Source organism: Nonomuraea sp. NPDC049714, assembly GCF_044465295.1.
GTDB lineage: Bacteria > Actinomycetota > Actinomycetes > Streptosporangiales > Streptosporangiaceae > Nonomuraea.
Genome location: NZ_JBITLM010000002.1, coordinates 442,911 through 469,069, shown reverse-complemented (window position 1 = coordinate 469,069; position 26,159 = coordinate 442,911). Strand labels below are relative to the sequence as shown.

At 71.0% G+C, this 26,159-nt stretch carries 22 protein-coding genes; 14 read left to right on the top strand and 8 right to left on the bottom strand.

Annotated features, from left to right (window positions below; translation table 11 throughout):
* Positions 1–14: 14 nt before the first annotated feature.
* From ACIBQX_RS09060 to ACIBQX_RS09035, 6 genes are all read left to right on the top strand, one after another.
* Entirely contained in the window at positions 15–1,352 is a 1,338-nt protein-coding gene (locus ACIBQX_RS09060; protein ID WP_397002303.1) for a DUF5691 domain-containing protein, read from the top strand.
* The gene (locus ACIBQX_RS09055) at positions 1,349–2,413 is read left to right on the top strand and encodes an AAA family ATPase (protein ID WP_397002301.1); all 1,065 of its coding nucleotides are present in this window, start codon (positions 1,349–1,351) and stop codon (positions 2,411–2,413) included. The genes ACIBQX_RS09060 and ACIBQX_RS09055 overlap by 4 nt, the downstream gene beginning before the upstream one ends.
* Positions 2,410–4,737 (top strand): DUF5682 family protein, encoded by a 2,328-nt coding sequence (locus ACIBQX_RS09050; protein ID WP_397002299.1) that lies wholly within the window; start codon positions 2,410–2,412, stop codon positions 4,735–4,737. Before ACIBQX_RS09055 ends, ACIBQX_RS09050 begins: the two co-directional genes overlap by 4 nt.
* A complete protein-coding gene (locus ACIBQX_RS09045; protein WP_397002297.1) occupies positions 4,730–5,887 on the top strand; it encodes a VWA domain-containing protein in 1,158 nt (385 codons plus the stop codon). Before ACIBQX_RS09050 ends, ACIBQX_RS09045 begins: the two co-directional genes overlap by 8 nt.
* Before the next feature lie 294 nt (positions 5,888–6,181).
* Complete coding sequence (locus ACIBQX_RS09040; protein ID WP_397002295.1) at positions 6,182–6,550, top strand: hypothetical protein; 369 nt, start codon at positions 6,182–6,184, stop codon at positions 6,548–6,550.
* A gap of 159 nt (positions 6,551–6,709) precedes the next feature.
* On the top strand, positions 6,710–7,165 hold the full coding sequence (locus tag ACIBQX_RS09035; protein ID WP_397002293.1) for a hypothetical protein: 456 nt from the start codon (positions 6,710–6,712) through the stop codon (positions 7,163–7,165).
* A gap of 166 nt (positions 7,166–7,331) precedes the next feature.
* Here the strand turns inward: ACIBQX_RS09035 and ACIBQX_RS09030 are convergent, their stop codons facing one another.
* From ACIBQX_RS09030 to ACIBQX_RS09005, 6 genes are all read right to left on the bottom strand, one after another.
* Positions 7,332–8,447, bottom strand: coding sequence for an ABC transporter ATP-binding protein (locus ACIBQX_RS09030; RefSeq protein ID WP_397002291.1), 1,116 nt, complete (start codon positions 8,445–8,447; stop codon positions 7,332–7,334).
* Between the two features lie 4 nt (positions 8,448–8,451).
* A complete protein-coding gene (locus ACIBQX_RS09025) occupies positions 8,452–9,465 on the bottom strand; it encodes an NAD(P)-dependent alcohol dehydrogenase (RefSeq protein ID WP_397002289.1) in 1,014 nt (337 codons plus the stop codon).
* 8 nt (positions 9,466–9,473) lie between these two features.
* Positions 9,474–10,361, bottom strand: coding sequence for a carbohydrate ABC transporter permease (locus ACIBQX_RS09020; RefSeq protein WP_397002287.1), 888 nt, complete (start codon positions 10,359–10,361; stop codon positions 9,474–9,476).
* On the bottom strand, positions 10,358–11,290 hold the full coding sequence (locus ACIBQX_RS09015; protein ID WP_397002285.1) for a carbohydrate ABC transporter permease: 933 nt from the start codon (positions 11,288–11,290) through the stop codon (positions 10,358–10,360). The genes ACIBQX_RS09020 and ACIBQX_RS09015 overlap by 4 nt, the downstream gene beginning before the upstream one ends.
* Complete coding sequence (locus ACIBQX_RS09010; RefSeq protein WP_397002283.1) at positions 11,291–12,733, bottom strand: extracellular solute-binding protein; 1,443 nt, start codon at positions 12,731–12,733, stop codon at positions 11,291–11,293.
* A gap of 184 nt (positions 12,734–12,917) precedes the next feature.
* Entirely contained in the window at positions 12,918–14,393 is a 1,476-nt protein-coding gene (locus ACIBQX_RS09005) for a mannitol dehydrogenase family protein (protein ID WP_397002281.1), read from the bottom strand.
* Positions 14,394–14,574: 181 nt separating this feature from the next.
* Between ACIBQX_RS09005 and ACIBQX_RS09000 the strand changes: the two genes are divergently transcribed.
* The 4 genes from ACIBQX_RS09000 (at position 14,575) to ACIBQX_RS08985 (ending at position 20,136) form a co-directional block, all read left to right on the top strand.
* Entirely contained in the window at positions 14,575–15,519 is a 945-nt protein-coding gene (locus ACIBQX_RS09000) for an SPFH domain-containing protein (protein ID WP_397002279.1), read from the top strand.
* 109 nt (positions 15,520–15,628) lie between these two features.
* Positions 15,629–17,014 (top strand): MFS transporter, encoded by a 1,386-nt coding sequence (locus ACIBQX_RS08995; protein WP_397002277.1) that lies wholly within the window; start codon positions 15,629–15,631, stop codon positions 17,012–17,014.
* Positions 17,015–17,024: 10 nt separating this feature from the next.
* Positions 17,025–18,029: an enolase C-terminal domain-like protein gene (locus ACIBQX_RS08990; protein WP_397002275.1), complete on the top strand. Its 1,005-nt coding sequence runs from the start codon at positions 17,025–17,027 to the stop codon at positions 18,027–18,029.
* A 97-nt stretch (positions 18,030–18,126) separates the two neighbouring features.
* Positions 18,127–20,136, top strand: coding sequence for a class I SAM-dependent methyltransferase (locus tag ACIBQX_RS08985; RefSeq protein WP_397002273.1), 2,010 nt, complete (start codon positions 18,127–18,129; stop codon positions 20,134–20,136).
* 8 nt (positions 20,137–20,144) lie between these two features.
* Here ACIBQX_RS08985 and ACIBQX_RS08980 read toward each other — a convergent pair whose 3' ends face one another.
* Complete coding sequence (locus ACIBQX_RS08980) at positions 20,145–21,284, bottom strand: ROK family transcriptional regulator (RefSeq protein WP_397002271.1); 1,140 nt, start codon at positions 21,282–21,284, stop codon at positions 20,145–20,147.
* A 122-nt stretch (positions 21,285–21,406) separates the two neighbouring features.
* Between ACIBQX_RS08980 and ACIBQX_RS08975 the strand changes: the two genes are divergently transcribed.
* From ACIBQX_RS08975 to ACIBQX_RS08960, 4 genes are read left to right on the top strand one after another with little or no spacing between them, the layout of a single operon-like run.
* Entirely contained in the window at positions 21,407–22,309 is a 903-nt protein-coding gene (locus ACIBQX_RS08975) for a glutamate ABC transporter substrate-binding protein (RefSeq protein WP_397002269.1), read from the top strand.
* Positions 22,309–22,953, top strand: a complete 645-nt coding sequence (locus ACIBQX_RS08970) for an amino acid ABC transporter permease (protein ID WP_397002267.1) — start codon at positions 22,309–22,311, stop codon at positions 22,951–22,953. Before ACIBQX_RS08975 ends, ACIBQX_RS08970 begins: the two co-directional genes overlap by 1 nt.
* Complete coding sequence (locus ACIBQX_RS08965; RefSeq protein WP_397002265.1) at positions 22,950–23,774, top strand: amino acid ABC transporter permease; 825 nt, start codon at positions 22,950–22,952, stop codon at positions 23,772–23,774. The genes ACIBQX_RS08970 and ACIBQX_RS08965 overlap by 4 nt, the downstream gene beginning before the upstream one ends.
* A complete protein-coding gene (locus ACIBQX_RS08960) occupies positions 23,767–24,723 on the top strand; it encodes an asparaginase (RefSeq protein ID WP_397002263.1) in 957 nt (318 codons plus the stop codon). The genes ACIBQX_RS08965 and ACIBQX_RS08960 overlap by 8 nt, the downstream gene beginning before the upstream one ends.
* On the opposite strand, the gene ACIBQX_RS08955 is transcribed toward ACIBQX_RS08960, so the two are convergent.
* Positions 24,698–26,158 (bottom strand): LCP family protein, encoded by a 1,461-nt coding sequence (locus tag ACIBQX_RS08955; RefSeq protein WP_397002261.1) that lies wholly within the window; start codon positions 26,156–26,158, stop codon positions 24,698–24,700. The genes ACIBQX_RS08960 and ACIBQX_RS08955 overlap by 26 nt on opposite strands.
* Between the last annotated feature and the right edge of the window lies 1 nt (position 26,159).

The window sequence follows — 26,159 nt, the reverse complement described above, 5'->3', positions numbered from 1 at the left end:
GTGGCGGTGATTCGGTGAGCTGGGACGACTTGGCGTCGACGGCACTGGTGGGGACCGATCGCAGGCCGTACGCAGGAGATCTGCTCGGCAGCGCGGCCGTCGAGGTGGTGCGGCGGCGGGCCGGGTGGCGGCCGGGCCGGCCGGGGGAGCCGGTGCGCGCGCCCGACGAGGAGCAGGAGGCCGTCAGCAGGCGCGCGGCCGAGCGGCTGGTCAGGATTCTGGGCGGCGAGCACGAGAGGGTGCTGCCGGAGTGGCTGTCCGTCGCCGCCGGCAGCGGACGCAGGGCGCCCGCCTACGTGCTGCCCGAGCTGCTGCATCGTGGCAGGCGGGACGCCTCGATGCGGGCGGATCTCGGGGTGCTGGCGGGCCGGCGCGGCCGGTGGCTGGCCGAGCGTAACCCGGTGTGGGCGTACCTGCTGGAAGAGCCGACGGGCGAGACGTGGGAGCTGGGCAGTGCCGCCGACCGGCGCGACCACCTGCGGCGGCTCAGGGCCGCCGAGCCGGGCGAGGCGCGGCGGCTGCTGGAGAGCACCTGGGAGCGGGAGACGCCCGACGACCGGGCGGTGTTCGTGCAGGTGCTGGCCGAGGGGCTGTCGATGGACGACGAGCCGTTCCTGGAGGCGGCGCTGGACGACCGCAGGCGCGAGGTGCGCCAGGGGGCCGCGAACCTGCTCACCCGGCTGCCCGGCTCGCGGCTGTCGCAGCGGATGGCGGCACGGGCCCGGGCCTGCCTGACCGTCGAGCCGGCCACGATCACCGTGGAAGCGCCGTCGAGCTGCGACAAGGCCATGGAGCGTGACGGCATCAGGCCCAAGGCGCCGCGCGGCGTCGGGGAGCGGGCCTGGTGGCTGCAGCAGGTGATCGCCCGCGCCCCGCTCCAGATGTGGGGGGAGTCGCCCGGCGCGATGCTGCGCAAGAAGATCCCCGACTGGGAGAGCGAGGTGAAGACCGCCTGGGTACGCGCGGCGGTGCTGCAGCGGGAGCCGGCGTGGGCGCGGGCGATGTTCGCCTGCGATCCCATCTCCGACCTGCTCGTGGCGCTCGGGCCGGCCGAGCAGCAGGAGCTGGCCGCTGGCTTCACCACCGAGCACGACCTGGACAGCCAGTTGATCATGGTGCTGGGGGGCGTGTCGCCGTCCTGGCAGGAGACGCTGGCCACCGCCGTGCTCCGCAAGATCATCCAGGTGGCCACCACCCAGCCGTGGAACCTCGGCGAGCTGGTCAGGCTGGCGGGTGAGCGCATCGATCCCGCGTTCGCCGATCTGGCGGAGGACTACTCGCCGGTCCCGTCCATCCAGCAGGTCGCCGCCCTGCTGCGTTTCCGAGCCGACATGATCAAGGAGCTTTCATGACCGTCCTGCGCCCGCACGCGGAAGACCAGTACGCCGACGAGCTGGCCCTGCTCGCCAAGGACGACGACCGGCCCAGGCCGCCGGGCTGGAAGCTGTCGCCATGGGCGGTCACCACCTACATCCTGGGCGACGGCGACCGGATCTCGCCCAAGTACGTGGGCGCCCGCCGTATCGTCGAGGTCGCCGTCGCGACGCTGGCGACAGACCGGGCGCTGCTGCTGCTCGGCGTGCCCGGCACGGCGAAGACGTGGCTGTCGGAGCACCTCGCCGCCGCCGTCAGCGGCGACTCCACGCTGCTGGTGCAGGGTACGGCCGGCACCGCCGAGGAGGCCATCCGGTACGGCTGGAACTACGCCAGGCTGCTGGCCGAGGGCCCGTCCATGGAGGCGCTGACCCCGTCGCCGGTGATGCGGGCGATGGCCGAGGGGCGCGTCGCGCGGGTGGAGGAGCTCACCCGGATGCCCTCCGACGTGCAGGACGCGTTGATCACGGTGCTGTCGGAGAAGACGCTGCCCATCCCGGAGCTCAACCGGGAGGTCCAGGCCGAACGCGGCTTCAACGTGATCGCCACCGCCAACGACCGTGACCGGGGCGTGAACGAGCTGTCCAGCGCGCTGCGCCGCCGTTTCAACACCGTCGTGCTGCCGGTGCCCGCCACCGCCGAGGAGGAGGTGGACATCGTCTCCCGGCGCGTCACCCAGCTCGGCCGTTCGCTGGAGCTGCCGGAGACGAGCACCGGCATGGCCGAGATCCGCCGGGTGGTGACGATCTTCCGCGAGCTGCGTTCCGGCGTGACCGAGGACGGCCGTACCAAGGTCAAGTCACCCAGCGGCACCCTGTCCACGGCCGAGGCCATCTCGGTCCTGACCAGCGGCATCGCCCTGGCGGCCCACTTCGGCGACGGCGTGCTGCGGCCGTTGGACGTGGCGTCGGGCATCGTCGGCGCCGTGGTGCAGGAGCCGGTGTCGGACCGGGTGGTGTGGCGCGAATACCTGGAGACGGTCGTCCGCGAGCGGTCCGACTGGCGTGACTTCTACCGCGCCTGCCGCGAGGTGTCATGAGCGTCTCGATCCTCGGCGTGCGCCACCACGGCCCCGGCTCCGCCCGTGCCGTGCGGGCCGAGCTCGCGCGCCTGCGGCCCGATGTGATCCTCATCGAGGGCCCGCCGGAGGCGGACGCGCTCGTCAGGCTCGCGCCCGAGCTGGAGCCGCCGGTCGCGCTGCTGGCCCACGTCCCGGGCACGTCCGCCGGCGCGGCCTTCTGGCCGTTCGCCACCTTCTCGCCGGAGTGGCAGGCCATCCTGTACGGGGTCGCGGCCGGCATTCCGGTACGTTTCTGCGACCTACCGGCGGCCCACACCCTGGCCGAACCCCGGCCCGAGCCTGAGTCCGACCCTTCGGACGGGCCGGAGCTGCGGGTCGATCCCATCGCGGCGCTCGCGCGGGCGGCCGGGTATGACGATCCCGAGCGGTGGTGGGAGGACGTCGTCGAGCATCGGGGCGACACGCCGTTCGAGGTGATCGCCGAGGCCATGGCCGCCGTCCGGGAGGGCTACCGGCCGGACGAGCGGGAGGCCAGGCGTGAGGCGTACATGCGGAAGACGCTCCGTGCGGCGCTCAAGGAGGGCTTCGAGCGGATCGTGGTCGTCTGCGGCGCCTGGCACGTGCCCGCGCTGACCGAGCCGCTGCCCCCGGCGAGGGACGACACCGCGCTGCTGCGCGGGCTGCCCAAGGTGAAGGCCGAGCTGACCTGGGTGCCGTGGACGTACGGGCGGCTGGCGTGGTGGAGCGGCTACGGAGCCGGGATCACCTCGCCCGGCTGGTACGACCACCTGTTCGCGGTGGTGGACCGGCCGGTGGAGCGGTGGCTGACGGGCGCGGCGGCCGTGCTCCGCGACGAGGGGCTGCCGGTGTCGCCGGCACACGTGATCGAGTCGGTGCGGCTGGCGAACAGCCTGGCCGGGTTGCGCGGGCGTCCGCTGGCAGGCCTGGGCGAGGTGACCGAGGCGGCCCGCGCCGTGCTGTGCGAGGGCGACGACCTGGCCGTCGAGCTGATCCAGCGGCGGATGGTCGTCGGGGACCGGCTCGGGCACGTCACCGACGGCACGCCCATGGTCCCGCTGCAGCGGGACCTGCGTGACCAGCAGCGTAAGGTCCGGCTCCGGGCGGAGGCGCTCGACCGGGAGCTCGACCTGGACCTGCGCAAGCCGCTCGACCTGAGCCGCAGCCACCTGCTGCACCGGCTGCGGCTGCTCGGCGTGGACTGGGGCGTGCCGGGCGTCTCGCGCGGCAAGGGCACGTTCAGGGAGACGTGGACGCTGCGCTGGCAGCCGGAGTTCGACCTGGAGCTGATCGAGCGCGCCGCCCTCGGCACCACCGTGTCCGGCGCGGCCACCCAGCAGGCCCGCGACCTGGCCTCCGGCGCGGTCGCCCCGCCGACCGCCGGGCAGCCGGACGGCGGCGGAGCTCCGCAGGGCCCTGGTGGCTCCGCGCCTGGCGGGAGCGTGGGGGCGGGGCCGGTCGGGTCGCTGGCGGATCTGACCGCTCTGGTGGAGCGGTGCCTGCTGGCCGATCTGCCGGAGGCGCTGCCCGAGGTGCTGGCCGCCCTGTCGGCGCGGGCCGCGCTCGACACCGACGTCACGCGCCTGATGGCGGCGCTGCCCGCGATGGTCCGCGCCCATCGGTACGGCGACGTGCGCGGCACCTCGGCCGAAGGGCTGGAGGTCATCGTGCACTCGATGGTCGACCGGATCTGCGTGGGCCTGCCCGTCTCGGTCACCGGCCTGGACGACGGCGCCGCGGCCGACCTGCTCGGCCATGTGGACGCCGTACACACCGCCGTCGCCCTGCTCGACGAGGACGGAGGGCGGGCGCTCGCATCAAGGCTCGACGAGGATGGTGAGCCGACACGGGTGGCCACGCCGCGCAGCCGGTGGCTGGTCACGTTACGCGGCATCTGCGACCGGCAGGACCTGCATGGGCTCATCGAGGGACGGCTGACCAGGATCCTGCTGGACGCGGGCGACCTCGACGACGTCGGGGACCGGATGTCCAGGGCGATGTCCCGGGGGCAGACGCCGGTCAGGGCGGCGGCCTGGGTGGAGGGGTTCCTGTCGGGCGGCGGGCTGCTGCTGGTGCACGATCCCCGGCTGCTCGCCCTGGTGGACGAGTGGCTGACCGGGCTCGGCGGTGACCAGTTCATCGAGGTGCTGCCCCTGCTCAGGCGTACGTTCGGCGGCTTCGCCGTACCGGAGCGCAGGGCTGTCGGCGAGCGCGTCCGGTCGGGCGGGAGGCACGCGGAGGCGGCCGAGGCGGAGCTGGACGAGCGGCGCGCGGCCGCCGCGGCGAGGACAGTGCTGGCGATCTTGGGGAGAGACCATGGATGAGCGGCTGCGCAGGTGGCGCATGGTGCTGGGCGGCGGCGAGGCGGACGGCACCGGATGCGGGCTCCAGGGCGCCGACGCGGCGATGGACGGCGCGCTGGCCGCCGTCTACGGAGAGCAGGAGGGCGGCGGGCAGGGCGGCCGGGGAGCCGGGCTCGGTGCGTCGGCGCCGCGGGTGGCGCGGTGGCTGGGCGACATCCGGTCGTACTTCCCGTCCACGGTCGTCCAGGTCATGCAGAAGGACGCCATCGAGCGGCTGAACCTGACCAGGCTGCTGCTGGAGCCGGAGATGCTCGAGGCCGTGGAGCCGGACGTGCACCTGGTCGGCACGCTGCTCGCGCTCAACCGGGTGATGCCCGACCAGGCGCGCGAGTCGGCCCGGGCGGTGGTCCGCAAGGTGGTGACGGACCTGGAGCGCAGGCTCTCCCAGAAGACCAGGACGGCCGTCACCGGCGCGCTCGACCGCTCCGCCCGCACTCACCGGCCCAAGCGGGTGGCCGACATCGACTGGGACCGGACGATCCGGGCGAACTTGAAGAACTACCTGCCGGAGAAGAACACCGTCGTGCCGTCGCGGCTGGTCGGCTATGCGCGTAGGCAGCGGGCGGTCCAGCGGGAAGTGGTGCTCTGCATCGACCAGAGCGGGTCGATGGCGGCCTCGGTGGTGTATTCGAGCGTGTTCGGCGCGGTGCTGGCGTCGATGCGGTCGCTCAAGACGTCCCTGGTGGTGTTCGACACGGCGGTGGTGGACCTGACCGACCAGCTCCACGACCCGGTCGAGCTGCTCTTCGGCACCCAGCTCGGCGGCGGCACCGACATCAACCGGGCCATCGCGTACGGCCAGGGGCTCATCACCCGGCCGGCCGAGTCCATCTTCGTGCTGATCAGCGACCTGTACGAGGGCGGGGTCAGGCAGGAGATGCTGCGCAGGGTGGCCGCCATGACTCAGGCGGGCGTCCAGGTGATCGTGCTGCTGGCGCTCTCGGACGAGGGCGCGCCGTTCTACGACCACGACAACGCCGCCGCCCTGGCCGCGCTGGGCGTGCCGGCGTTCGCGTGCACCCCTGACGCCTTCCCCGGCCTGATGGCGGCGGCGATCGAACGCCGCGACATCGCCCAGTGGGCCGAACGCCACCTCGGCGCGGGCTCCTGAGCATCAGGGGGCGTGCTGGAGACTCGACGGCACTCGATGGTCTTGCTGCCGTCGGCGATCCGGTCGAAGGCGCGGCTGCAGATATCACCTGCCGACCGAAGTCATCTCTCGATGCCGGGTGACCAGGCGTATTCCCGACGTATTCCACGCTGCTGCCGGCGCGTGCAACGATCACTCCGGTGAACCTCGGGCCGCCGGGATCGCTCATGTCAGAAGCCTCGTCGGAGGCCGTATTACATCCCCTGGCACCGGGCGCTCCGGCGGGCTGATCTTCGTCTGAGAGAAGGAAGAACGATGAACCCGCTCAAAACGGTCACCGTCGGCGTCGCTGTCGCGGTGGCGAGCGTCATTTTCGCGCAACCGGCCTTGGCGGCGAGTTTTCAACGCGATGTCGGCGACGGGATCGTCCGCTACGCCGACCCTGCCAACGAGCTGTGCGTCCGGGCCGATGACACCACCGGGACCGCCTGGGTGGAGGTGACCCTGACCCGCCCGGGTGTGATCGGAAAGCCCATCGTCATCAGAGACGACAACATCCGCCACCCCGGCGCCACCTGTGCGGTGCTCCCCGGCTTCGAAGACGTCACCTACCGGGCCGCTTACGAGAGCTACTGGAGCGGGCGGGACACCGTCCTGCGCGGGACGTTCACCTTCGAGACCTGACGCCCAGGCAAGGCCCCCGCACCATCGATCGCCGTTCTTCGTCGCGATCCACCGCGAGGCGATACCTCGCACATCTTCCCCCGCCGGCCACGCGGGAGCGCTGAAGCGCACGCCCCACGGCCGACCGAACCAACCGAGACATCTCTTGCTGGAGGACTGTTGAAGACACGCATTCTGGGCGCCGCGCTGGCAATCGCAGCATTGAGCGGCCTGCTGGTGGCAAGCCCGGCGCAGGCGAGAGACGGAGTGTCCTCCGCCCGCGTGGACCCCTTCGAGAGCGCGGAGGGCCGCGACTACAGTGGCGGGACCGCCCGGGCGACCGTCGACTTCGTCAGCCGGACGAAGGTCATCTTTCGGAACTTCACGGTGCGCGACCTCTGTCCCGGCGACAACTTTCCGATAAAGGGCCGGGTTTGGTGGGAACACACCGACGGAACCTACGGGTACGGCGCCTGGAAGTGGGACCGCAACGGCTGCGGCGACGACGGCACCAACTTCGGAACCTTCACCCGCACCGGCACCAAGTCCATATCGCATGTCTACGTGCAGGTGTGCAGCACGTATTGCGACCACAGCGCGGCCCGATACAACCAGTACGTACACCCGGGCCGCTGACGCTCAGGCCTTCAGCGTTCGGCCTCGCCGCCGGAGGAGAAGGCGATGCCGTCGATGATCCGGACGCCGTGGCCGAGCCGGTCGGCACCCCCACCACTGGATCGCCTGCCAGATCGACGGCAGACGGGATGACCTCCGTGCGCTGTTCACCGGCGCGGGCCGGGTCTCAGGCCGGCAGTCGCAGGCCCGTGACCGCCGAGAAGAGCCGTCCCTTGTCCGGTACGATCCGCAGCCGGACCCGGTCGCCCTTGGCGGGTGGCGCGTTGGGGTCGACCCGGGCGATGACGGTCTGGTCGAGGAGCGCCGGGTCGGTCGTGTCGGCGTACCGGCCGTAGAGGAAGGCGTCCGAGCCGAGTTCTTCGACGACGGTGGCGGTGACCAGGAAGGTCGCGTCGTCCTGGTCGCCGTCGCCGACCATGGTGACGTCCTCGGGCCGGAAGCCCAGGATGACCCGGTCGCCGCCTTCCTCCTTGAGCGCTTTGAGCGTCTCGCGGGTCAGCCGGATCCGCGCTCCGCCGAAGACCACCTCGTCGCCGTCCACGCGGTACTCGCCCAGGTTCATCGACGGGGAGCCGATGAAGCCGGCGACGAAGACGTTGGCCGGCTGCTGGTAGAGGCCCAGCGGCGTGTCCACCTGCTGCAGGACCCCGTCCTTGAGCACGGCGACCCGGTCGCCCATCGTCATGGCCTCGACCTGGTCGTGGGTCACGTACACCGTCGTCACGCCGAGCCGCTGCTGCAGGGCGGCGATCTGCGTGCGGGTCTGCACGCGCAGCTTGGCGTCCAGGTTGGACAGCGGCTCGTCCATGAGGAACACCTGCGGTTCGCGGACGATCGCCCGGCCCATGGCCACCCGTTGCCGCTGCCCGCCGGAGAGCGCCTTGGGCTTGCGGTCGAGGAACTCCTCCAGGTCCAGCAGCCGGGCCGCCTCTCGCACCCGGCGGTCGCGCTCGTCCTTGGAGACCTTCATCACCCGCAGCGCGAAGCCCATGTTGTCGGCCACCGACATGTGCGGGTAGAGCGCGTAATTCTGGAACACCATCGCGATGTCCCGGTCGCGCGGCGGCAGGTGGGTGACGTCGCGGTCGCCGATGGCGATACGCCCGCCGTCGACCCTCTCCAGCCCGGCGAGCATGCGCAGGGAGGTGGACTTCCCGCAGCCGGACGGGCCGACGAGCACCAGGAACTCACCGTCGGCGATATCGAGGTCCAGGGCGTCCACCGCGGGTTGTACTGATCCGGGGTAGATGCGGGTCGCCTCGTCGTAGAGAACTCTGGACATGACATCACTCCTGTGGCCGTACGACTGCCTTGACCAGCGCGGGATCGTGGGCGCCGGCCGTCAGCGCCTGCTCGACCTCGGCCAGGCCGTAGTGCCCGGTGACCAGGGCATCCAGCTCGACGCGCCCCGACGCGGCCAGCACGATGGCGCGCGGCCAGGTGTTGGCGTAGCGGAACGTGCCCGTCACCTCGAGTTCGTGGGCCTGCACATGGGTCAGCGGGAGCGGGATCTCGTCCCCGCCCATGCCGATGAGGACGACCCGCCCGGCCCGCCCCACCGCACGGACGGCCTCTCCGGCCGCGGCCGGCCGGCCCGAGCACTCCAGCAGCACGTCGGGGTCGAACGCGGCGTCGAGCAGGCGGTTCGCGCGCGCGTCCAGGGTCGCGCTCGCACCGAGGTCGCGGGCCAGCGCGAGCCGGACGGGGTTGACGTCGGTGACCATGACGTCCGTGGCGCCGAAGGCCCGCGCGGCCTGCAGGCAGAGCAGCCCGACCGGGCCCGCGCCGGTGACGAGCACGCGGGCGCCCGGCCCGACCCGCGCCTTCTCACAGGCCCACACCCCCACCGACAGCGGCTCGATCAGGGCCGCGGCGTCATCGGACAGATCATCCGGTACGGGGTGGGCGAACTCCTCGTGGAGGACGACGTACTCGCAGAAGGCGCCGTCGACCGGCGGGGTGCCGAAGAACCGCATTCGCGGACAGAGGTTGTACCGTCCGGCCCGGCACTGCCGGCAGGTGAAGTCCGGCACGCCCGGCTCCAGCGAGACGCGCTGCCCCAGGCGGTGACGGCGGGCCTCGGCTCCGGCGCCGACCACCGTGCCGGACGGCTCGTGCCCGAGCACCAGCGGGGACTTCACCACGAAGTCGCCGATCCGCCCGTGCTCGTAGTAGTGCACGTCGGAGCCGCACGTCCCGACCGACGCGACCCGCACGAGCACGTCTCTGGGGCCGGGTTCGGGCCGGGGCCGCTCCTCAAGCGCGATCTTTCCCACGCCGTGCAGTACGGCTGCGCGCATGGTGCCTCCTACTCTCCGGTGACGGCGCCCAGGGTGAGCCCGGTGACGAGCCAGCGGCGCACCGCGAGCCCGGCGAGCATCATCGGCAGGACCACGATCGTGCCGATGGCGGTGAGCTGGCCCCAGTCGATGCCCGTCTGGGTGACCAGCTGGGAGGCGGCGATGGGCAGCGTCTGGGAGTTCGGCCCGGAGAAGACCACGGCGAAGGCGTAGTCGTTCCAGGCGAAGACGAGGCACAGCACGAAGGTGGTGACCAGTCCCGACTTCGTGAGCGGGAGGATGACGGTGCGGAAGGCCTGCCAGCGGGTGCAGCCGGCGACGAGCGCGGACTCCTCCAGCGACGACGGCACCTCGGCGAAGAACGCGCTCATCAGCCAGATGGCGAACGGCAGGTTGAAGCTCAGGTAGGCCAGCACCAGCCCGGGTATCGAGTCGATCAGGCCGAGGCCGCGGAAGATGAGGAACAGCGGGACCACGATCGCCGCGATGGGGGCCATGCGGGTGGAGATGATCCAGAAGGCCAGGTGTTTCTTCCCGCGCATCTGGGTCCGCGCCAGACCGTAGCCGGCGAGCGCGCCCAGGCACACGGCGAGCACCGCGGAGATACCGGCGGCGAGCACGCTGTGCCAGATGTAGGGCCACAGGTTGTTGGGGCCGGTGAACAGGTTGCGATAGTTGTCCAGGACCGGCGTGAACAGGACCTGCGGGGTGGCCGCGGTCACGTCCGCGCGGTTCTTGAACGACGAGAGCAGCATCCACAGCAGGGGGATCAGCGTCCAGAGCAGGGCGGCTGCGACGAGGACCGCCACCACCCACCGCGTGCGCCGGCTGCTCGCCTCCAGGGGAGACTGCGGCACCCCGCGGGGCGCGGCCTGGATCGGCTTCGAGGTGCTCATCGGGTCAGCCCCCTGGTGTCGAGCATGCGGACGAAGGCGCGGGCGATGACGATGGAGAAGGCCAGCATGGTCAGGCCGATGGCCGCGGCATAGCCGAAGTCGAAGAAGCGGAAGGCGGTCTCGTACAACCGGATAGGGATGATCTTGGTCGCGTCCGCGGGCCCGCCGTTGGTGGTGACCCAGATGATGTCGAAGTAGCGGATGGCGTCCATCGAGCGGATGAGCAGGGCGACGAGCAGCACGTTGGAGATCGCCGGGAAGAGGATGTACCGCAGCGTCATCCACCCCGAGGCGCCGTCGACGGCGGCGGCCTCCCGCACCGACTGGGGCACGCTGGACAGGCCGGCGAGGGCGATCAGGGCGATCAGCGGGGTCCACTCCCATACGTCCATCAGCACGACGGCGGCGAAGGCGCTGGTGGTGCCGCCGAGGATGTCGCCGCTGAAGCCCAGGGAGCGCAGCACCCACGAGTAGAGCCCGAAGGTGGAGTCGGTGAGGTAGCGGCCCAGCAGGCCGACGATCGAGGGCGCGACGAACATCGGCAGCAGGAGCAGGCTGAGCAGGATGTTGCGGCCGCGCAGCACCCGGAACAGGCACAGGGCGATGCCCACCCCCAGGAGCATCTCCAGCCCGACGGTGAGCACGAAGAAGATGATCGTGCGCAGCCAGGACAGCCACATGTCGGCGTCGGTGAAGGAACGCACCCAATTGGTGACGCCCACCACGTCGAGCCGTACCCCGCCCAGCAGCCGGACGCGGGAGAAGCTCATCGCGACCAGGGCCACGAAGGGCAGGATCGACAGCCCGGCCAGCAGGATCAGGCCGGGGAGCATCATCTTGCCCTCGAAGCGGACCCGCGGCTCCTTGAACGCGGTGCTCTCCGGCCGGGCTCGGCGGAGTCCCGGCGTGGTGTCCGCGGTGTTCGTCATCTAGGCCACCCACCCTCGCGCCACGATGCGATCGACCCGGGAGGTGATCGAACGCATCGCTTCCTCCGGCGACGTCCCCCCGGTGAGCATCCGGGACAGCTGCGTGAAGACCGCGGTGTTGCACTCGTTCCACATGGGGATCTTGGGTCGCAGGCCGATCCGGTCGGGCTGCCAGGCCTGCCGTACGGCGGCGGCCGTGAGCATGTTGGGCATCGACGACGGCCGCCGCTCGGCCGCGCGCACCTCCGGCAGCTCGTACACGGAGGTGCGGGTGGGGGTGCCCCCGCCGGCCTTGCTCTTGAGGTTGGCGAGCTGCGTCTCGGGCGAGGTGGCCCACACGAGGAACAGCCAGGCCGCGCCGCGCTCGTGGGGCAGCGTGTTCGCGCTGATCGCGATGCCGGTGCCCCCGTACATGTTGGCCGTGCCCGCCGGGCCCTTGGGCAGTGCCGCGTAGCCGACCTTGCCCGGCAGCACCTGCTCGTTGCTGGCCGCGAACTCGTGCCAGTTGGGGCACATCGCCAGCCTGCCGGAGCGGAAGGCGGCGCCCACGCCGTCCCAGTCCCACGTCGTCGAGGCCGGATCGGCGATGCCGAGCAGCCGGTTGTAGAACTCCGCGCCCGCGATCGCGGCGGCGGAGCCGAGCCGGCACGGGCCCGGGTCGGTCGCGCCCAGCCGCCCCACCTCCTTGCCGTTGTCGAAGTAGTCCCCGCCGTAGGACCACAGCACGTTGCTGAAGTCGTTCATCAGGGAGTCGTGCTGGCGGGCCTGGTGCCCGGTGCCGTACGGGACGTCCGCCGTCGCGTTCTTGTTGAACCACTGGGCGAGCTGGAAGTACTCCTCCCACGTACGGTCGCCGCCCGGGGTGGGGTCGAACCCGAGATCGTCCGCCATCCGGTCGCGGTACTTGTCGAACAGGTCGCGCCGGTACTGCCAGATCATCGTCGGCGCGTCGTACGGCAGGGCGTAGACCTTCTCCCGATCGACGAAGCGGCCGGCGGCGTCCAGCTGGGTGGGGATGAAGTCCGTGAGACCGCCGGGCAGGTCCGGCAGGTTCGGGTCGTTCTGCAGCGAGCGCAGCTCCACCAGCCCTTTGTGGTACGGCGCGAGCACCTGGTAGGGGTCGGCGTAGATCACCTGGTACTGAGCCTGGCCCGAGGCCAGGTCCAGGGCGACCCGCTGGACGAGCGCGGACAGTTCGAGCGTCACGATGCTGACGTCGATGCCCGTCAGCTCGGTGAACGGGCGGATGTTCGCGGCGATGGCGGCGGTGGGCGCGGTGTTCTCCGAGATGAAGTTCAGGGTGGCGCCCCTGAACTGGCGCCACGGGTCACCGCCGGCGGTTCGCGGCGCGTCACCCCGGGAGCCGCAGGAGCTCAGGCTTCCCCCCAGCGTCAGCGACGCCCCGGCGGCCAGGGCGCCACGGAGGACATCGCGCCTGCTCATCTGGGCAGGATGGCCGTCCACTGTCCACTGCACCTCCCCCCACACACAACAAAAGCCCCATACCGTTGAGATATTGACATAAACTTATATGCATTACTTCTGGGGAAAAGTGGATATTTCTTTGGCATTTGCGCGTGGATTGTTTCGGGGAATTGACAGACCATCTACGCGTGAATGGCGTTCTTCATAGCCCCACGAGCTCTCGTACCGTCGCCCGGGCGCCCTTGGTGTGCAGCGATTCGAGCGCGCGCAGATAGGGGTCGACGAACCGCCTGTCGTCGGCGAGATCGCCGAACAGATCCCGGTCCTCGATGAAGGCCGTCGGATGTTCGCGCTGCGCTCTCGCGGCGGCCGTCAGCCGCTCCTTCAGCCGGTCGACGATCTCGATCGGCTCGCCGGACTCGTCGACTCCTTCCGCGTAGCGTGCCCAGCTCGCCACCACCGCCGCCGCGTGCGTGACCGCGCCGCCCCGAGCCAGCTGTTCGCGTACGACCGGAAGCAGCCATTTCGGGATCCGGTCGGACGACTCGGCGCACAGTCTCGCCAGCGTGTCCCTGATCTCGGGATTGCCGAATCGTTCGAGGAGGGTCCGTTTGTAGGCGTTCAGGTCGATGCCGGGCACCGGGGGAAGCGTCGGCGTGGCCTCCACGTCCATGTAATCGACCAGCAACTTCGCGATCCCGGCGTCCGTCACCGCCTCGTGGACGTAGCGATGACCGCTGAGGTGACCGAAATAGCAGAGCGCCTGATGGCCGGCGTTGAGCAGACGCAGCTTCATCAACTCGTACGGCCCCACATCCGCCACGACCTGTACCCCGGCCTCCTCGAACGGCGGCCGCCCGGCGGAGAAACGCTCCTGCAGCACCCACTGCGTGAACGGCTCGCAGACCACCGGCCACGCGTCCTCGACGCCGGACCGCAGCGCCAGGGCCTCGCGGTCCTGGTCGGTGGTGACGGGGGTGATGCGGTCGACCATGGAGTCGGGGAACGCGGCGGTGCTCTCGATCCAGGCGGCGAGCTCGGGGTCGGCCAGGCGGGCGAACGCCGTGAGAGTCCGGCGGGCGACGTCCCCGTTCCCCGGGATGTTGTCGCACGACATGACGGTGAACGGCTGGAGCCGCCGGGCGCGCCTGCGGCGCAGGGCTTCGGTGACCAGTCCGAACACCGTGGCCGGGACCGCGCCCGCCCGCAGGTCCGCGCGGATCGCGGGGGCCTGCGCGTCGAACTCCCCGGTGACGGGGTGGATGTTGTAGCCGCCTTCGGTGATCGTGAGCGACACGATCCGTACCGCCGGGTCGGCCATCTTCTCGACGACCGCCTCCGGGTCGTCGGGCGCGAAGAGGTAGTCGATGATCGACCCGATGACGCGGGCCTCGTACGTCTTGTCGGCGTGCTTGCGCACGAGCGTGTACAGGCCGTCCTGCGCGGTCAGCGCGTCCCGCATCCGCACATCACCGGGCAGGACCCCGACGCCGCAGATCGCCCAGTCGTGCGCCTTGCCCTCGTTCATCAGCCGGTCGAGGTACATCGCCTGATGCGCGCGGTGGAAGCCACCCACCCCGAAGTGGACGATGCCGACCGTGAGCGCCGACCGGTCGTAGGCGGGGACCGCCACCCGCCCGGAGAGAGTTCCGACCGTCTGCTGCGTCAATACCGTCACTGCCGGCTGTCTCCTTCGCCGTGGCCTTCCCTCCTCCGTCTCTACGCCCTGCGACGCCCACGCCAACAGGTCACGTTTTTAAACTGTTGGCATAATCCCGAGCCGCTGACCAGGACTTGACGACCCGCTTACCTACGCCGACCCGGCCACGGATCTAACCTTGAGATGGAAGGAGCAGGCCATGGTCACCACTGTCGTGCTCGGACTGATCCTCGTGCTCGCGGTCTTGCTGGCCGTCAGCGGCGTCAGGATCGTCAATCAGGTCGAGCGAGGCGTGGTCTTCCGTTTCGGCAAGGCCCAGCGGGAGGTCCGCCAGCCGGGGGTCACCTTTCTCATCCCGATCGTGGACCGGATGAAGAAGGTGAACGTACAGATCGTCACGATGCCGGTGCCCACGCAGGAGGGCATCACCCGTGACAACGTCTCCGTCCAGGTCGACGCGGTCGCCTACTTCCGGGTCCAGGAGCCGCTGCGGGCGGCCATCGCGGTGCAGAACTACCTGTTCGCGATCGAGCAGGTGGCCCAGACCTCACTGCGCTCGATCATCGGCAAGAGCGATCTGGACGGCCTGCTCTCCAACCGCGAGGAGCTGAACAAGGGCTTGGCGCTGATGATCGACAGTCCCGCGCTCGGGTGGGGCATCCACATCGATCGGGTGGAGATCAAGGACGTCCACCTTCCCGAGAGCATGAAGCGATCGATCGCCCGCCAGGCCGAGGCCGAGCGGGAGCGCAGGGCACGGGTGATCACCGCGGACGGGGAGTTCCAGGCTGCGCGGAAGCTCGCCGACGCCTCGGCCATCATGTCCGAAACCCCCGCCGCGCTGCAGCTGCGCCTGCTGCAGACTGTGGTGGAAGTGGCGGCCGAGAAGAGCTCCACGCTGGTCATGCCACTGCCCGTGGAGTTGTTGCGTTTCTTCGAGCGCTCCACGAGGAGGGACCAGGCCGTGGCGGACACGGAGCAGGCCGCCGGCGCCTCGACGGGAGCGCCGGAAGCGCGGCCGGGCGTGACGGACTCCGCCCCGCCCGAGCTGGCTCCGCCGGCGCCTTCCTTCGAACGCTCCGCCGCGGAATCGGTCACGGAGAGCGCCGCCCTGGATGGCACGAAGACCGGGCACTCCACGTGACCACGGTTCCGCCGGGAGCGCGCACCGCCGCTCGGTCGGCGGCCTAGGCCGAACGTCCTACGACCTGCGTCCGATGTGCCGGCCAGGGGCTTCGCCATAGCGTTCCGGCATGACGACGACGGATGAGAAGACGGCTGTGACCCCCGACAGCGTGATGTCACCGCGTTACCGAGCGCTCAGCGTGGGCCTGGTGGCGCTGGTCATCCTGGTGGCCTTCGAGGCGATGGCGGTGGCGACGGCCATGCCGGTGGTCGCGCGCGAGCTTGGCGGCATGCATCTCTACAACCTGGCCTTCAGCGCCACCCTGGCGGCCAGCGTGATCGCCACCGTGCTCGGCGGGCGCTGGAGCGACAGGTCCGGGCCGATGACGCCGATCGCCACCGGGGTGGCGGGGTTCGTGGCCGGGCTGCTGATCGCCGGGTTCGCGCCGACCATGGAGGTCTTCGTCGCGGGCCGGTTCGTGCAGGGGCTCGGCGGCGGGCTGATCCAGGTGGCGTTGTACGTCTTCGTGGCCAGGGTCTATCCGCCTGAGCTGCATCCCAAGGTGTTCGCCCTGTTCTCGGCCGCCTGGGTGGTGCCGTCCATGGTCGGTCCCTCGATCGCCGGGCTCGTCGTGGAGAACACCGACTGGCGCTGGATCTTCCTGGGCGTCTCGCTGATCGTCGTCCCGGCCTCGCTGCTGCTCTGGCGAGGCGGCGGCGGGCAGGCGACCGGAGGCGGCGGTGGCGCGGAGCCCGCGCCGGGCATCGGGCGCAAGCTGATGTGGGCCACGCTGACCGCCGTCGCCGCCGCGCTCATCCAGTACGGCAGCGCGCTCCAGCTGGCCGGCGTTCCGCTCCTGGTGGCCGGGGTGGTGCTGCTGGGCGTGGCGCTGCCCAGGCTGCTGCCCGCCGGCTCGCTCCGGGCGGCGCGCGGCCTGCCGAGCGCCCCGGTGCTGCGCGGCCTCGCCTTCGGCGCGCTCATGGCGGCGGAGGTGCTGATCCCGCTCATGCTCATCAACGAACGTCACCTGACGCCCACCGGCGCCGGCGTCGTCCTCACCATCGGCGCGCTCGGCTGGTCCACCGGCTCCTGGATCATGGGCCGTGGCCGGATCGGCCGGCTGACCGCGCTGCGCGGCGGCGCTCTCATGATCGCTGGAGGCATCGCGCTCGTCTCGCTGGTCCTGATCGACTCCGTGCCCGTCGCCGTCGCGTACGTGGCCATGGCGGTCTCCGGGCTCGGCATCGGCGCCCTGCACCCCACGGTGTCGGTCCTGGTGCTGGAGCTGTCCGCGCAGGGCGAGGAGGGCCAGAACAGCGCGGCGGTCGGCGTCGGCGAATCGGTGTTCACCGTGGTCGCCGTCGCGGTCACCGGCGCCCTGTTCACCGCCACCGGCGAGACCTATCTGGTGGGCTTCGCCTTCACCGTCGGCCTCGCCCTCCTGGCCGCCTTCGTGGCCCCCCGTTTTGCCCAGCCTGCGAAGACAGGCACACTGGAGGCATCCGCGTCGTAGAGGGGGGCACATGCCGCGAGTGCGGGAGCTTGAGGTGCTCCGGGTGGTTCTGCCGTACGGTCCTCGTACGGAGAGCCTCCTGGTGAAGCTTACCGATCAAGCCGGCATGACAGGCTGGGGCGAGACCGTCAGCCCCGAGCCGAAGGCCTGGAGCAGGCTGGAGGAGTCGCTGGGAGCGCTGCTCATCGGTGTCGACTGGGAGCACCCCGACAGCGTGCCGAGCGGTGACTCGGCCGTCGACATGGCCTGCTGGGACCTGTGGACCAGGATGCGCGGCGTGCCGCTCGCCGACGCGATCGGCGGCACCCGCACGTCCCTGATGGCCACCGTCCGGCTCACCCCCGACGCGTCGGTGGAGAGCCTGGTGACCAGGGTCAACCAGCAGGTCTGCGCCGGCTACAGCCACGTCACGCTCGACGTCCGCCCTGGGTGGGACGTCGAGCCGGTGCGCGCCGTCCGCGCCGCCTACCCCGCGCTCACCCTCGCCGTCGACTGCGCGGGCGCCTACAGCGACAGCGGCCAGCTCGTCGCCCTGGACGCCTACGGCCTGGAGGTCATCGAGCGTCCCTTCCCGGTGGCCGACGTCTACGCCCACGCCTCGCTCCAGGACCAGGTGGCGGCCTCGGTGGCGGTCGAGATCCGCACCACGGCCGGCCTGGACGACTACCTCACGCTGCGCGCGGGCAGGGTCCTCCTGCTGCGGCCCACCGCCTTCGTCTCGCTCAGCGAGGCCCGCCGCGCCCACGACCGCGCGGTGGCCGCCGGCTGGGACATCCAGTGCGCGGGCGGCCAGGGCGCCGGGCTGGCCAGGGCGGCCACGGTCGCGATCGGCAGCCTGCCGGGCTGCACCCTGCCGTGCGACGTGACCCAGCCACCGCGCAACAACCAGATCGTCACCCCGATCGTCGGCGCCAACGCGGGCGTCATCGCGGTCCCCTTCACCCAGCCGGGCCTGGGCCACACGGTCGACGAGACCCGCGTCCGCAGGCTGGCCAAGGACTACTTCAGCGCCTGACCCGTACCTGGTGTGACATGTACGTGATCATGATCCTCTACCTTTACTCCGATATTTCGGGATAATGGTGGTCTAGGTGGGGTTATCCAGGGCTCGGGTGCTGTATCTCCTGCTGACCACGCATCTGCGCGTCTTCGTGCCCGACTGGCTGCAGGTGCTCTCCGGCATCGTCGTGCTGCTCGGCGTCGGTGTCGGCGGGGCCATCATGACGACGTCCTTCGGCATGCCGCCGTTCACCGGGCTGTGGAGCCTGATGGCCGGCCTGTGTCTGTGCGCCTTCGTCCTCCACCATGGCCCCAGCGCGGGGTGGAACACCCCCGTCCTCAGGCTCGACGAGCATCCCCGGCTCAAGAAGGCCCTGCTCGAAGCCGTGGAACTCACCGGGGCCAAGACCGTCCCCAAGATCCGCCTCTACACCACGCCCTCCATCGGGCTGCAGGTGCGGACCAGGAGGAAGCTGCTGATCGGCCTGCCTCTGGTGATGGAGCTGCCGGAAGACGAGATGCGGGCCCTGATGGTGCGGAGCCTGCTGATCTCGCGACTGTGGTCATGGCGCGACGAGTGGATCGGCAGCCTCAACAGGTGGGACCTCCGGCGCGCGAATGACGGCAGGCCGCATCTCGACCGTGCCCTGCTTCGCGCACACGCCAAGCGGCAGCGCCAGGACCTGTGGGGTGAGGCCGTAGAGCTCGTCGGCCGTGAGACGCTGATGCGCGCGATGCGGCGGGAAATCCTGATGGGCTACGCCTTCACCTGGTTCGTGGACCGTTACGTGGCGCTCTGGGCTGATCCATCCTGGGGCTATCCCACTGATGTCTACTCGGCGTTCAGCTGGAAGATCAGGCAGGACGGCTTGCTGGAGAGGATGGAGCGGGTCGTCGACGCTTGTATCGAGCAGGAGGATCGGCATGAGGCGGAGCTGCTCGCGGAGCTGGGCTGGCACTCCGGAGCTCCGGTCGGCGCCGCGACCGCGCACGTGGCCGGGCCCCTTCCTGACCGGCTCCAGCGCCGCATGGGGCAGGTTCTCTGGCGTGAGTTGCAGCGAAGTAAGTCGCCGTACGGAGTCAAGGGTGCCTCGATACGCGACAAGCCCGCGCAGCTGTGGGCGTACTACACGGACGCGCAGCAAACCCAGATCATGGAGGCCGCGGCCTTGCTGCTAGGCCGCCCGGCGACCGCCGGGGACGTCGTACGGCTCGCCGTCGAAGGGCGGGCGGCAGAGCTCTCATGGCAGCATGGCGAGCTCCCGTGCCCGCATCCCACGCCCGCCGTCTGCGTGCTGGTGCCGCTGCTCGACGTGGCGCTGCGCAGGATCGGCTACCTGCACGAGGATCCCTTCCGGCAGCGCGTGCTCGTCGGGCGGCTGGGCGATCGGGTAGACGTGGTGGAGTTGGCGGGCAAGGTCGCCCAAGGCATGACGTACGGACTGGAACTGGGGTACGGGATGGGTGAGCGGGACCCGGACGAGGACGCGAGGCGGCTGGCCGCCGAGTCGCTGGCGGCGGGCGACCCGATCGGGTGGTTCGAGCGGCTCTATGCGGAGTCGGGCGCTGGTGAGGCGATCGTGCCATGGGATTCGGAGACGCCGCACGCCATGCTCGCCGATTGGGCCTCGAAGCGGGGGTTGCGCGGCGACGGGCGCGGGGCGCTGGTGGTGGGGTGCGGGCTGGGGGACGACGCCGCGTACGTGGCGGGGCTCGGCTTCGACACCGTGGCGTTCGATGTGAGTGAGTCGGCCGTGCGGCAGGCGCAGGAGCGGTTCCCCGCATCGGGTGTGCTCTTCCGTCGTGCCGATCTGTTCGATCCGCCGGGGGAGTGGCGGGAGGCGTTCGACCTGGTGGTGGAGGTCATGACGGTGCAGGCGCTGCCCGAGGACCTGCACGCCGGGGCCATCGAGCGGGTCTCCTCCTTCGTGCGGCCGGGCGGGACGCTGCTGGTGATCGCGACCGCGCGGGACGAGGGCGGGCCGGTGTTCGCGCCGCCGTGGCCGCTCACGCCGTCGGAGATCGCCGCCTTCGCCACCGGCGGGCTGGTCCCGTACGAGATCGAGGACTTCCGCGACGGCGAGCGTCATCGCTGCCGCGCCACCTTCGGCCGGCTGGGCTGAGACCCAGGTCAGGGGGCCAGGGCGGCGTCCAGGAGGAGGGCGCCCGCGCCGAGCAGGGCGGCGTCGCGGCCGGCCCGCGCGGGGGCGATCTCCAGGTCGCGCGTCGCCAGCGGCAGGCAGCGCTCGTAGACGGTGGCGCGGATCGAGGTGATGAGCGGTTCGGCGGCCGACAGGCTGCCGCCGATCGCCACCACGTCCGGGTTGAAGAAGTTGACCAGGGCCGTGAGCACCTCGCCGATGCGGCGGCCGGCGGCGCGCACCAGGCTGGTGGCCTCCGGGACGGCGTCGCTGACCAGGGTGACGATGTCGGCCGTGCGGGTGACGTCGATGCCCGCCTGGGCGAGCGCGCTGGCCAGGGCGGCGCCGCTGGCGTGCACCTCCAGGCAGTCGGTGTGGCCGCAGGCGCAGACCACGGACGCGTCGGAGCGTACGCGCACGTGGCTGATGTCACCGGCCGCGCCGCGTCCCCGGTGCAGGCGGCCGCCCACGATGACGCCGCAGCCGATGCCGGTGCCCGCCTTGAGCACCATCAGGTTGGCGCTGCCGGGCCAGGCGCGGGCCTCGCCGACGGCCATCAGGTTGGCGTCGTTCTCCACCAGGATCGGCAGGTCGTAGCGGGTGGCCAGGTGCTCGGCGACGGGGAAGTCGTTCCAGCCCGGCATCCGGGACGGGGTGACGACCTTGCTCGTGGCCGGGTCGACCGGGCCGGGGATGCCGGTGCCGAGGCCGCGCAGGGGCACGTCGGGGGGCACCCGCTCGGCGAGTAAGTCGTCGAAGGCGGCCATCAGCCAGTCGAGCGTGACCTCCGGGCCCTTGGCGATGTCGCAGGGCCGCTCCTGCACGACCAGCGGCTCGCCGCTCAGGTCGAGCAGGGCGAGCCTGGCGTGGTGGGCGCCGAGATCGGCGACGGCGAGCACGCCGGCGGTGGGCGACAGGCGCAGCCGTCGTGGCCGCCTGCCGCCGCGTGAGGCGCCGGAGCCCTCTTCGGCGAGCAGGCCCGCCTCGATCAGTTCTTCGACGCGCAGCGAGACGCTGGAGGCGGCCAGGCCCGATAACCGGGCCAGGTCCGCGCGTGACGCGGCGTCGCCGGTGGCGACGAGCTTCAGCAGGTCGCCCTGTGCCCCTTGCACGGGCAGCCGCTGGTCCATGGTCAGAGGAATATCACGAGCCGCTTAAGTTCGACAACGGCTTGACTTGCTCCGAAATAAGCCACTACGGTCCGCTTTGTCTTCGATATCGAACGAAGATAGGTCGAAGGAAGTGGTTGGACATGAAGAGGATGGTCGCTGCCCTCGCCGTGGCCGCGTTAGGGCTCACGGCCTGCGGCGAGACGAGCAGCCCCGCCGTACCCGGAGCGTCGAAGAGCGGTGACCTGCTGGCCGACGCGCCCGTGGCCGCGGCGGCGGACATCTTGCCCGGCTCCACGATGGAGAAGATCAAGCAGCGCGGCGAGCTCATCGTCGGCGGCTCGCTCGACGCCCCCCTGCTCTCCCAGCAGAACCCCACCACCGGAGAGGTCGAGGGGTTCGACGCCGACATGGGCAAGGCGCTGGCCAAGTACATCATCGGCGAACCCAAGGTCAAGATCGTCAACTCGGCGTCGGAGACCCGCGAGGCGCTGCTCGCCAACGGCACCGTGGACGTCGTCTTCCAGACGTACACGATCACGCCGGAGCGGGCCGAGCAGGTCGCGTTCGCCGGGCCGTACTACACCTCGGGCCTGACCATCGCGGTGAAGAAGGGCACCACCGGCATCACCAAGCCGGAGGACCTGAACGGCAAGAAGGTGCTCGCGGGCGCCAACACCCCGGCCATCCCCGCGATCAAGAAGCTCGCCCCCCAGGCCGAGATCATCACCTTCGGCAGCGACCCGGAGCTCATGCAGGCGCTGAAGCAGGACCGCGGCGTCGCCTACGTGCAGGACGAGACCCTGCTCGTGGCCAACGCCCAGAAGGACCCGTCGATCGAGATCGTCACCAAGCCCTTCACGTCCGACCCGTACGGGATCGGGCTCAAGCACGGTGACGAGCAGTTCAAGACGTTCGTCAACGCCTGGCTGAAGAAGACCCAGGACGCCGGCCTCTGGCAGCAGATCTGGAAGAACTCCATCGGCACGGTCGTCACCGGTGACGCGCCGGCGCCGCCCCAGATCGGCTCCGTGCCGGGGTCCTGATGTCCGCACTCCTCGATCACCTGCCCGAGCTGTGGCAGGGCCTGATCGTGACGTTGCAGCTCATCGCCGCGTCCTTCCTGGGCGCGGCGGTGCTCGCCGTGCTGGTCACCGCCCTGCGGGTGAGCCCGGTACGGGTGCTGCGCGTGCTGGGCACGGTCTACGTGGAGACGTTCCAGAACCTGCCGCTGCTGGTCCTGCTCGTGCTCGCGGTCTTCGGCCTGCCCGAGATCGGCATCCAGGCGGACCTGCTGGAGACGGCCATCGTCGTCATCGCCGTCTACCAGGCCGCCTATTTCGCCGAGGCGCTGCGCTCCGGGGTGAACTCGGTGGCCAAAGGGCAGGGGGAGGCCGCCAGGGCGATCGGGCTGACGTTCTCCCAGTCGCTGCGGCACGTCATCCTGCCCCAGGCGCTGCGCACGGTCGTGCAGCCGATCGGCAACCTGTTCATCGCGCTCGCCATGAACACCTCGCTGGCCGCCGCGGTGGGCATCGTCGACCTCACCGCCGCCGCCAACCGGGTGAACCTGGTCGAGGCCCAGCCCATCCCGATCTTCGTCGGCGCGGGCCTGGCGTACGCGCTGATCGCCGCCTGCGCCGGTTTCGTCACCGGGCGGCTCGAACGCAAGCTGGTGATCCTCCGATGAGCAGCACCGTCCTGTTCGACGAGCCCGGCCCCAAGGCCCGGCGGCGCATCCGCGTCGCAACCGTCCTCGGCACGCTCGCGGCCGTCGCGCTCGTCGCCCTGGCCGTCCGGCAGTTCGCCGCCAACGGCCAGCTCGACTACGAGCGCTGGCAGCCGTACGCCACCTGGCCGATGTGGCGCTACCTGCTGGACGGGCTGTGGTCCACGGCGCTGGCCGCCGTCGTCTCCGCCGCCCTGGCCATGGCCTTCGGGCTGGTCCTCGCCCTCGGACGGCTGTCGGAGCGGCGCTGGGTGCGCCTGCCCGCCGCCGGCTACGTCGAGGTGGTCAGGACCATCCCGGCGCTGCTGCTGGTGTACGTGGTCCTGTTCGGGTTACCGCGTTACGGGCTGGACCTGCCGCTGTTCTGGAAGCTGGTGGTGCCCCTGGCGGTGTCGAACGCGGCGGCGTTCGCGGAGATCTTCCGGGCCGGCATCCTGTCCATCGAGCGCGGCCAGACCGAGGCCGGGCTGGCCGTCGGCCTCACCCGGGGCATGACGATGCGCCTGATCGTGCTGCCGCAGGCGGCCCGCCGGGTGCTGCCGTCGATCGTCAGCCAGTCGGTCGGCCTGTTGAAGGACACCTCGCTCGGCTTCGTTGTCAGCTACGCCGAGCTGCTCTACAGCGGCAAGGTGCTGGCCTCGTTCAACGGGCTGCTCATCCAGACCTACCTGGTCGTCGCACTGATTTACCTGGTGGTCAACCTGTCGCTGTCCAAGCTGGCCCGCACACTCGAAGCCCGCCAGCGGATCGCCGTACCGAAGAGGAGACTCGCCCGTGCCTGAACTCGCCGCCCTCGCCGAGGTCGTACGCTCCGGTTTCACCGAGAGCGTCCACTACGGCAGCGCCGTCGGGCTGGACCCGTCCGGGCGCGCCGAGGTGGCGCTCGGGCAGGTGGACGCGCCGGTGCTGCCGCGCTCGTCGGCCAAGCCGTTCCAGGCGCTCGCCTGCCTCACCACCGGCGCGGCCCTGGCCGGGCCGAGGCTGGCGATCGCCGCGGGCAGCCACACCGGCGAGGACTTCCACGTCCGGCTGACCGGCGAACTGCTGGCCGACTACGGGCTCGGCTTCGACGCGCTGGCCTGCCCGGCGTCGTGGCCGGAGGACGAGGCCACCCGCGACGAGCTGATCAGGCGCGGCGAGGCTCCCACCCGCGAGCGGATGAACTGCTCGGGCAAGCACGCCGCCATGCTGGCCGCCAGCGTCGCCAACGACTGGGACACCGCCTCCTACCTCGCCCCCGGCCATCCGCTCCAGCTGGCGGTGCGCGCGGCCACCGAGGAGCTGTCGGGGGAGAAGACCGCGCACGTCGCGGTGGACGGCTGTGGCGCGCCGCTGTTCGGGCTGTCGCTCACCGGGCTCGCGCGGGCCGTCCAGGGGTTGGTGCTCGCCGCGCCGGGCAGCGCCCCGCGTCAGGTCGCGGACGCGATGCGCGCGCACCCCGAGTACGTGGGCGGCACCGGCCACCAGAACACCGAGCTCATGCGGGCCCTGCCGGGCGCCGTGGCGAAGGGCGGCGCGGAGGGCGTCCTGGTCGTGGCGCTCGACTCCGGGCACTCCGTCGCCGTCAAGGTCATCGACGGCAGCCCCCGCGCCACCACCCTCATCGCCCTCGACGTGCTGCGCCGGATGGGCTGCGACGTGTCGGCGGCCGCCGCGTTCGACACCGTGGAGGTGCTCGGCGGCGGCGTGCCGGTCGGGCGGATCGTCACAGTTGACCGCACCCGTCCGTGAGGCCCTGAGTGGGGCTGTCGTCGGCCTTCTTGGGGCTCTTGGTGGGTGTGCCGGTGGGTGTGCTCGTGGGTGCGCCGGTGGAGGTCTTCGCGGGAGCGGGGGCCGCGGTCGTGGTCACGGGCTGAGCGCCGGTGGACTCGCGTACGGCCTTCTGCGTGAGCTTGCGGATCTTGGCCCAGTCGGGGTCGTACGTCTGGATCAGCGGGGGGACGAGCTGGATGCTCGTCACCTTCGCGTCCTTCACCTTCAACGCCAGCGGCACGAGATCGCTCAGCATGGCGCGCGGGATGTCGGTCTGGATCAGCTCCTTGGTGGCCGCCGCGACCTGGTTGAACCGTGAGAGCACCGTGGCCGGGTCCGCCTGGTCGAGCAGCGCGCCGATCACGCAGCGCTGGCGGCGCATCCTGATGTAGTCGTCGCTGTTGGTGCGCGAGCGGGCATACCACATCGCGTCCGCGCCCTTGAGCTTGCGCGTGCCCGCCTTGACCAGGCCCTCGTTGTACTTGCCGAACACCACGTCCCGCTCCACGGTGAGCGTGACGCCGCCGATCGCGTCGATCAGCCTGGCGAAGCCCCACATGTTGACCAGGGCGTACCAGTCGACGTCCAGCCCGAGGGTGTAGCCGATGGTGTCCATCAGCACCTCGGCGCCCTGCTCGCGCTTGCCGCCGAAGATCTCCGGATGCGCGTCGGAGTACTCCCAGACGCTGTTGAGCAGGTCGCTGCGCCCGCCGCCGGGGTCCGTGGGCAGCCGGAAGCCGCTGGGGAACTGCTCGGCCATCGGCGTGCCCGGCCTGAACCGCACCTCCTCCAGGTTGCGCGGCAGGCTGATCAGCACCGTGTTGCCGGTCTTCACGTCGACGCTGGCCACGTTCATGCTGTCGGTACGGACACCCGGCCGATGGTCGTCGGCGTCGCCGCCCAGCAGCAGGATGTTGACCCGTTCGCGGCCCGCCCACGGATCCTGCCGCCGCTCGGTCAGCTTCTCGCCCTGCGCCTGCGGGTCCGGCTGGGAGTCCTTGAAGATGCTGTTGAGCGCCTGCCTCGACGCCCAGCCGGTCTGCGCGACCACCGCGAACGGCGCCAGTACCCCGACGGCGAGCAGCCCCGCGAGCGTGCCGGTGACGATCTGCTCCGACTGGCGCAGTGTGCCCGGCCGCAGCACCACGAACGAGTGCACGATCAGCGCGAACCAGGCGACGCCCAGCAGCGCCGAGCCGACGGTGATCGCCGTCAGCCACGTGTCGTCCAGCGCCGAGCCGATCAGGGCGCCGAGGTCGCCGGTCGCGAGCACCACCGCGAGGACGCCGAGCAGCCCGACGGCGTAGCAGCCGAGCAGCACCAGCCCGGTCCTGCGCCGGCCGGCGCGCAGATGGGCCGCACCTGGCGCCAGTGCCGACAGCACCAGCCACCCGAGGAGCCTCCCGGCGTCCACG

What these genes read in the sequence shown, in the direction of transcription:
- ACIBQX_RS09020 (WP_397002287.1), bottom strand. Translation starts at nt 10,361, where the DNA reads ATGAGCACCTCGAAGCCGATCCAGGCCGCGCCCCGCGGGGTGCCGCAG.
- ACIBQX_RS08965 (WP_397002265.1), top strand. Translation starts at nt 22,950, where the DNA reads ATGAGCAGCACCGTCCTGTTCGACGAGCCCGGCCCCAAGGCCCGGCGG.
- ACIBQX_RS09045 (WP_397002297.1), top strand. Translation starts at nt 4,730, where the DNA reads ATGGATGAGCGGCTGCGCAGGTGGCGCATGGTGCTGGGCGGCGGCGAG.
- ACIBQX_RS09000 (WP_397002279.1), top strand. Translation starts at nt 14,575, where the DNA reads ATGGTCACCACTGTCGTGCTCGGACTGATCCTCGTGCTCGCGGTCTTG.
- ACIBQX_RS09030 (WP_397002291.1), bottom strand. Translation starts at nt 8,447, where the DNA reads ATGTCCAGAGTTCTCTACGACGAGGCGACCCGCATCTACCCCGGATCA.
- ACIBQX_RS09055 (WP_397002301.1), top strand. Translation starts at nt 1,349, where the DNA reads ATGACCGTCCTGCGCCCGCACGCGGAAGACCAGTACGCCGACGAGCTG.
- ACIBQX_RS08990 (WP_397002275.1), top strand. Translation starts at nt 17,025, where the DNA reads ATGCCGCGAGTGCGGGAGCTTGAGGTGCTCCGGGTGGTTCTGCCGTAC.
- ACIBQX_RS08975 (WP_397002269.1), top strand. Translation starts at nt 21,407, where the DNA reads ATGAAGAGGATGGTCGCTGCCCTCGCCGTGGCCGCGTTAGGGCTCACG.
- ACIBQX_RS08980 (WP_397002271.1), bottom strand. Translation starts at nt 21,284, where the DNA reads ATGGACCAGCGGCTGCCCGTGCAAGGGGCACAGGGCGACCTGCTGAAG.
- ACIBQX_RS08970 (WP_397002267.1), top strand. Translation starts at nt 22,309, where the DNA reads ATGTCCGCACTCCTCGATCACCTGCCCGAGCTGTGGCAGGGCCTGATC.
- ACIBQX_RS09050 (WP_397002299.1), top strand. Translation starts at nt 2,410, where the DNA reads ATGAGCGTCTCGATCCTCGGCGTGCGCCACCACGGCCCCGGCTCCGCC.
- ACIBQX_RS08995 (WP_397002277.1), top strand. Translation starts at nt 15,629, where the DNA reads ATGACGACGACGGATGAGAAGACGGCTGTGACCCCCGACAGCGTGATG.
- ACIBQX_RS09040 (WP_397002295.1), top strand. Translation starts at nt 6,182, where the DNA reads ATGAACCCGCTCAAAACGGTCACCGTCGGCGTCGCTGTCGCGGTGGCG.
- ACIBQX_RS09010 (WP_397002283.1), bottom strand. Translation starts at nt 12,733, where the DNA reads ATGAGCAGGCGCGATGTCCTCCGTGGCGCCCTGGCCGCCGGGGCGTCG.
- ACIBQX_RS09015 (WP_397002285.1), bottom strand. Translation starts at nt 11,290, where the DNA reads ATGACGAACACCGCGGACACCACGCCGGGACTCCGCCGAGCCCGGCCG.
- ACIBQX_RS09025 (WP_397002289.1), bottom strand. Translation starts at nt 9,465, where the DNA reads ATGCGCGCAGCCGTACTGCACGGCGTGGGAAAGATCGCGCTTGAGGAG.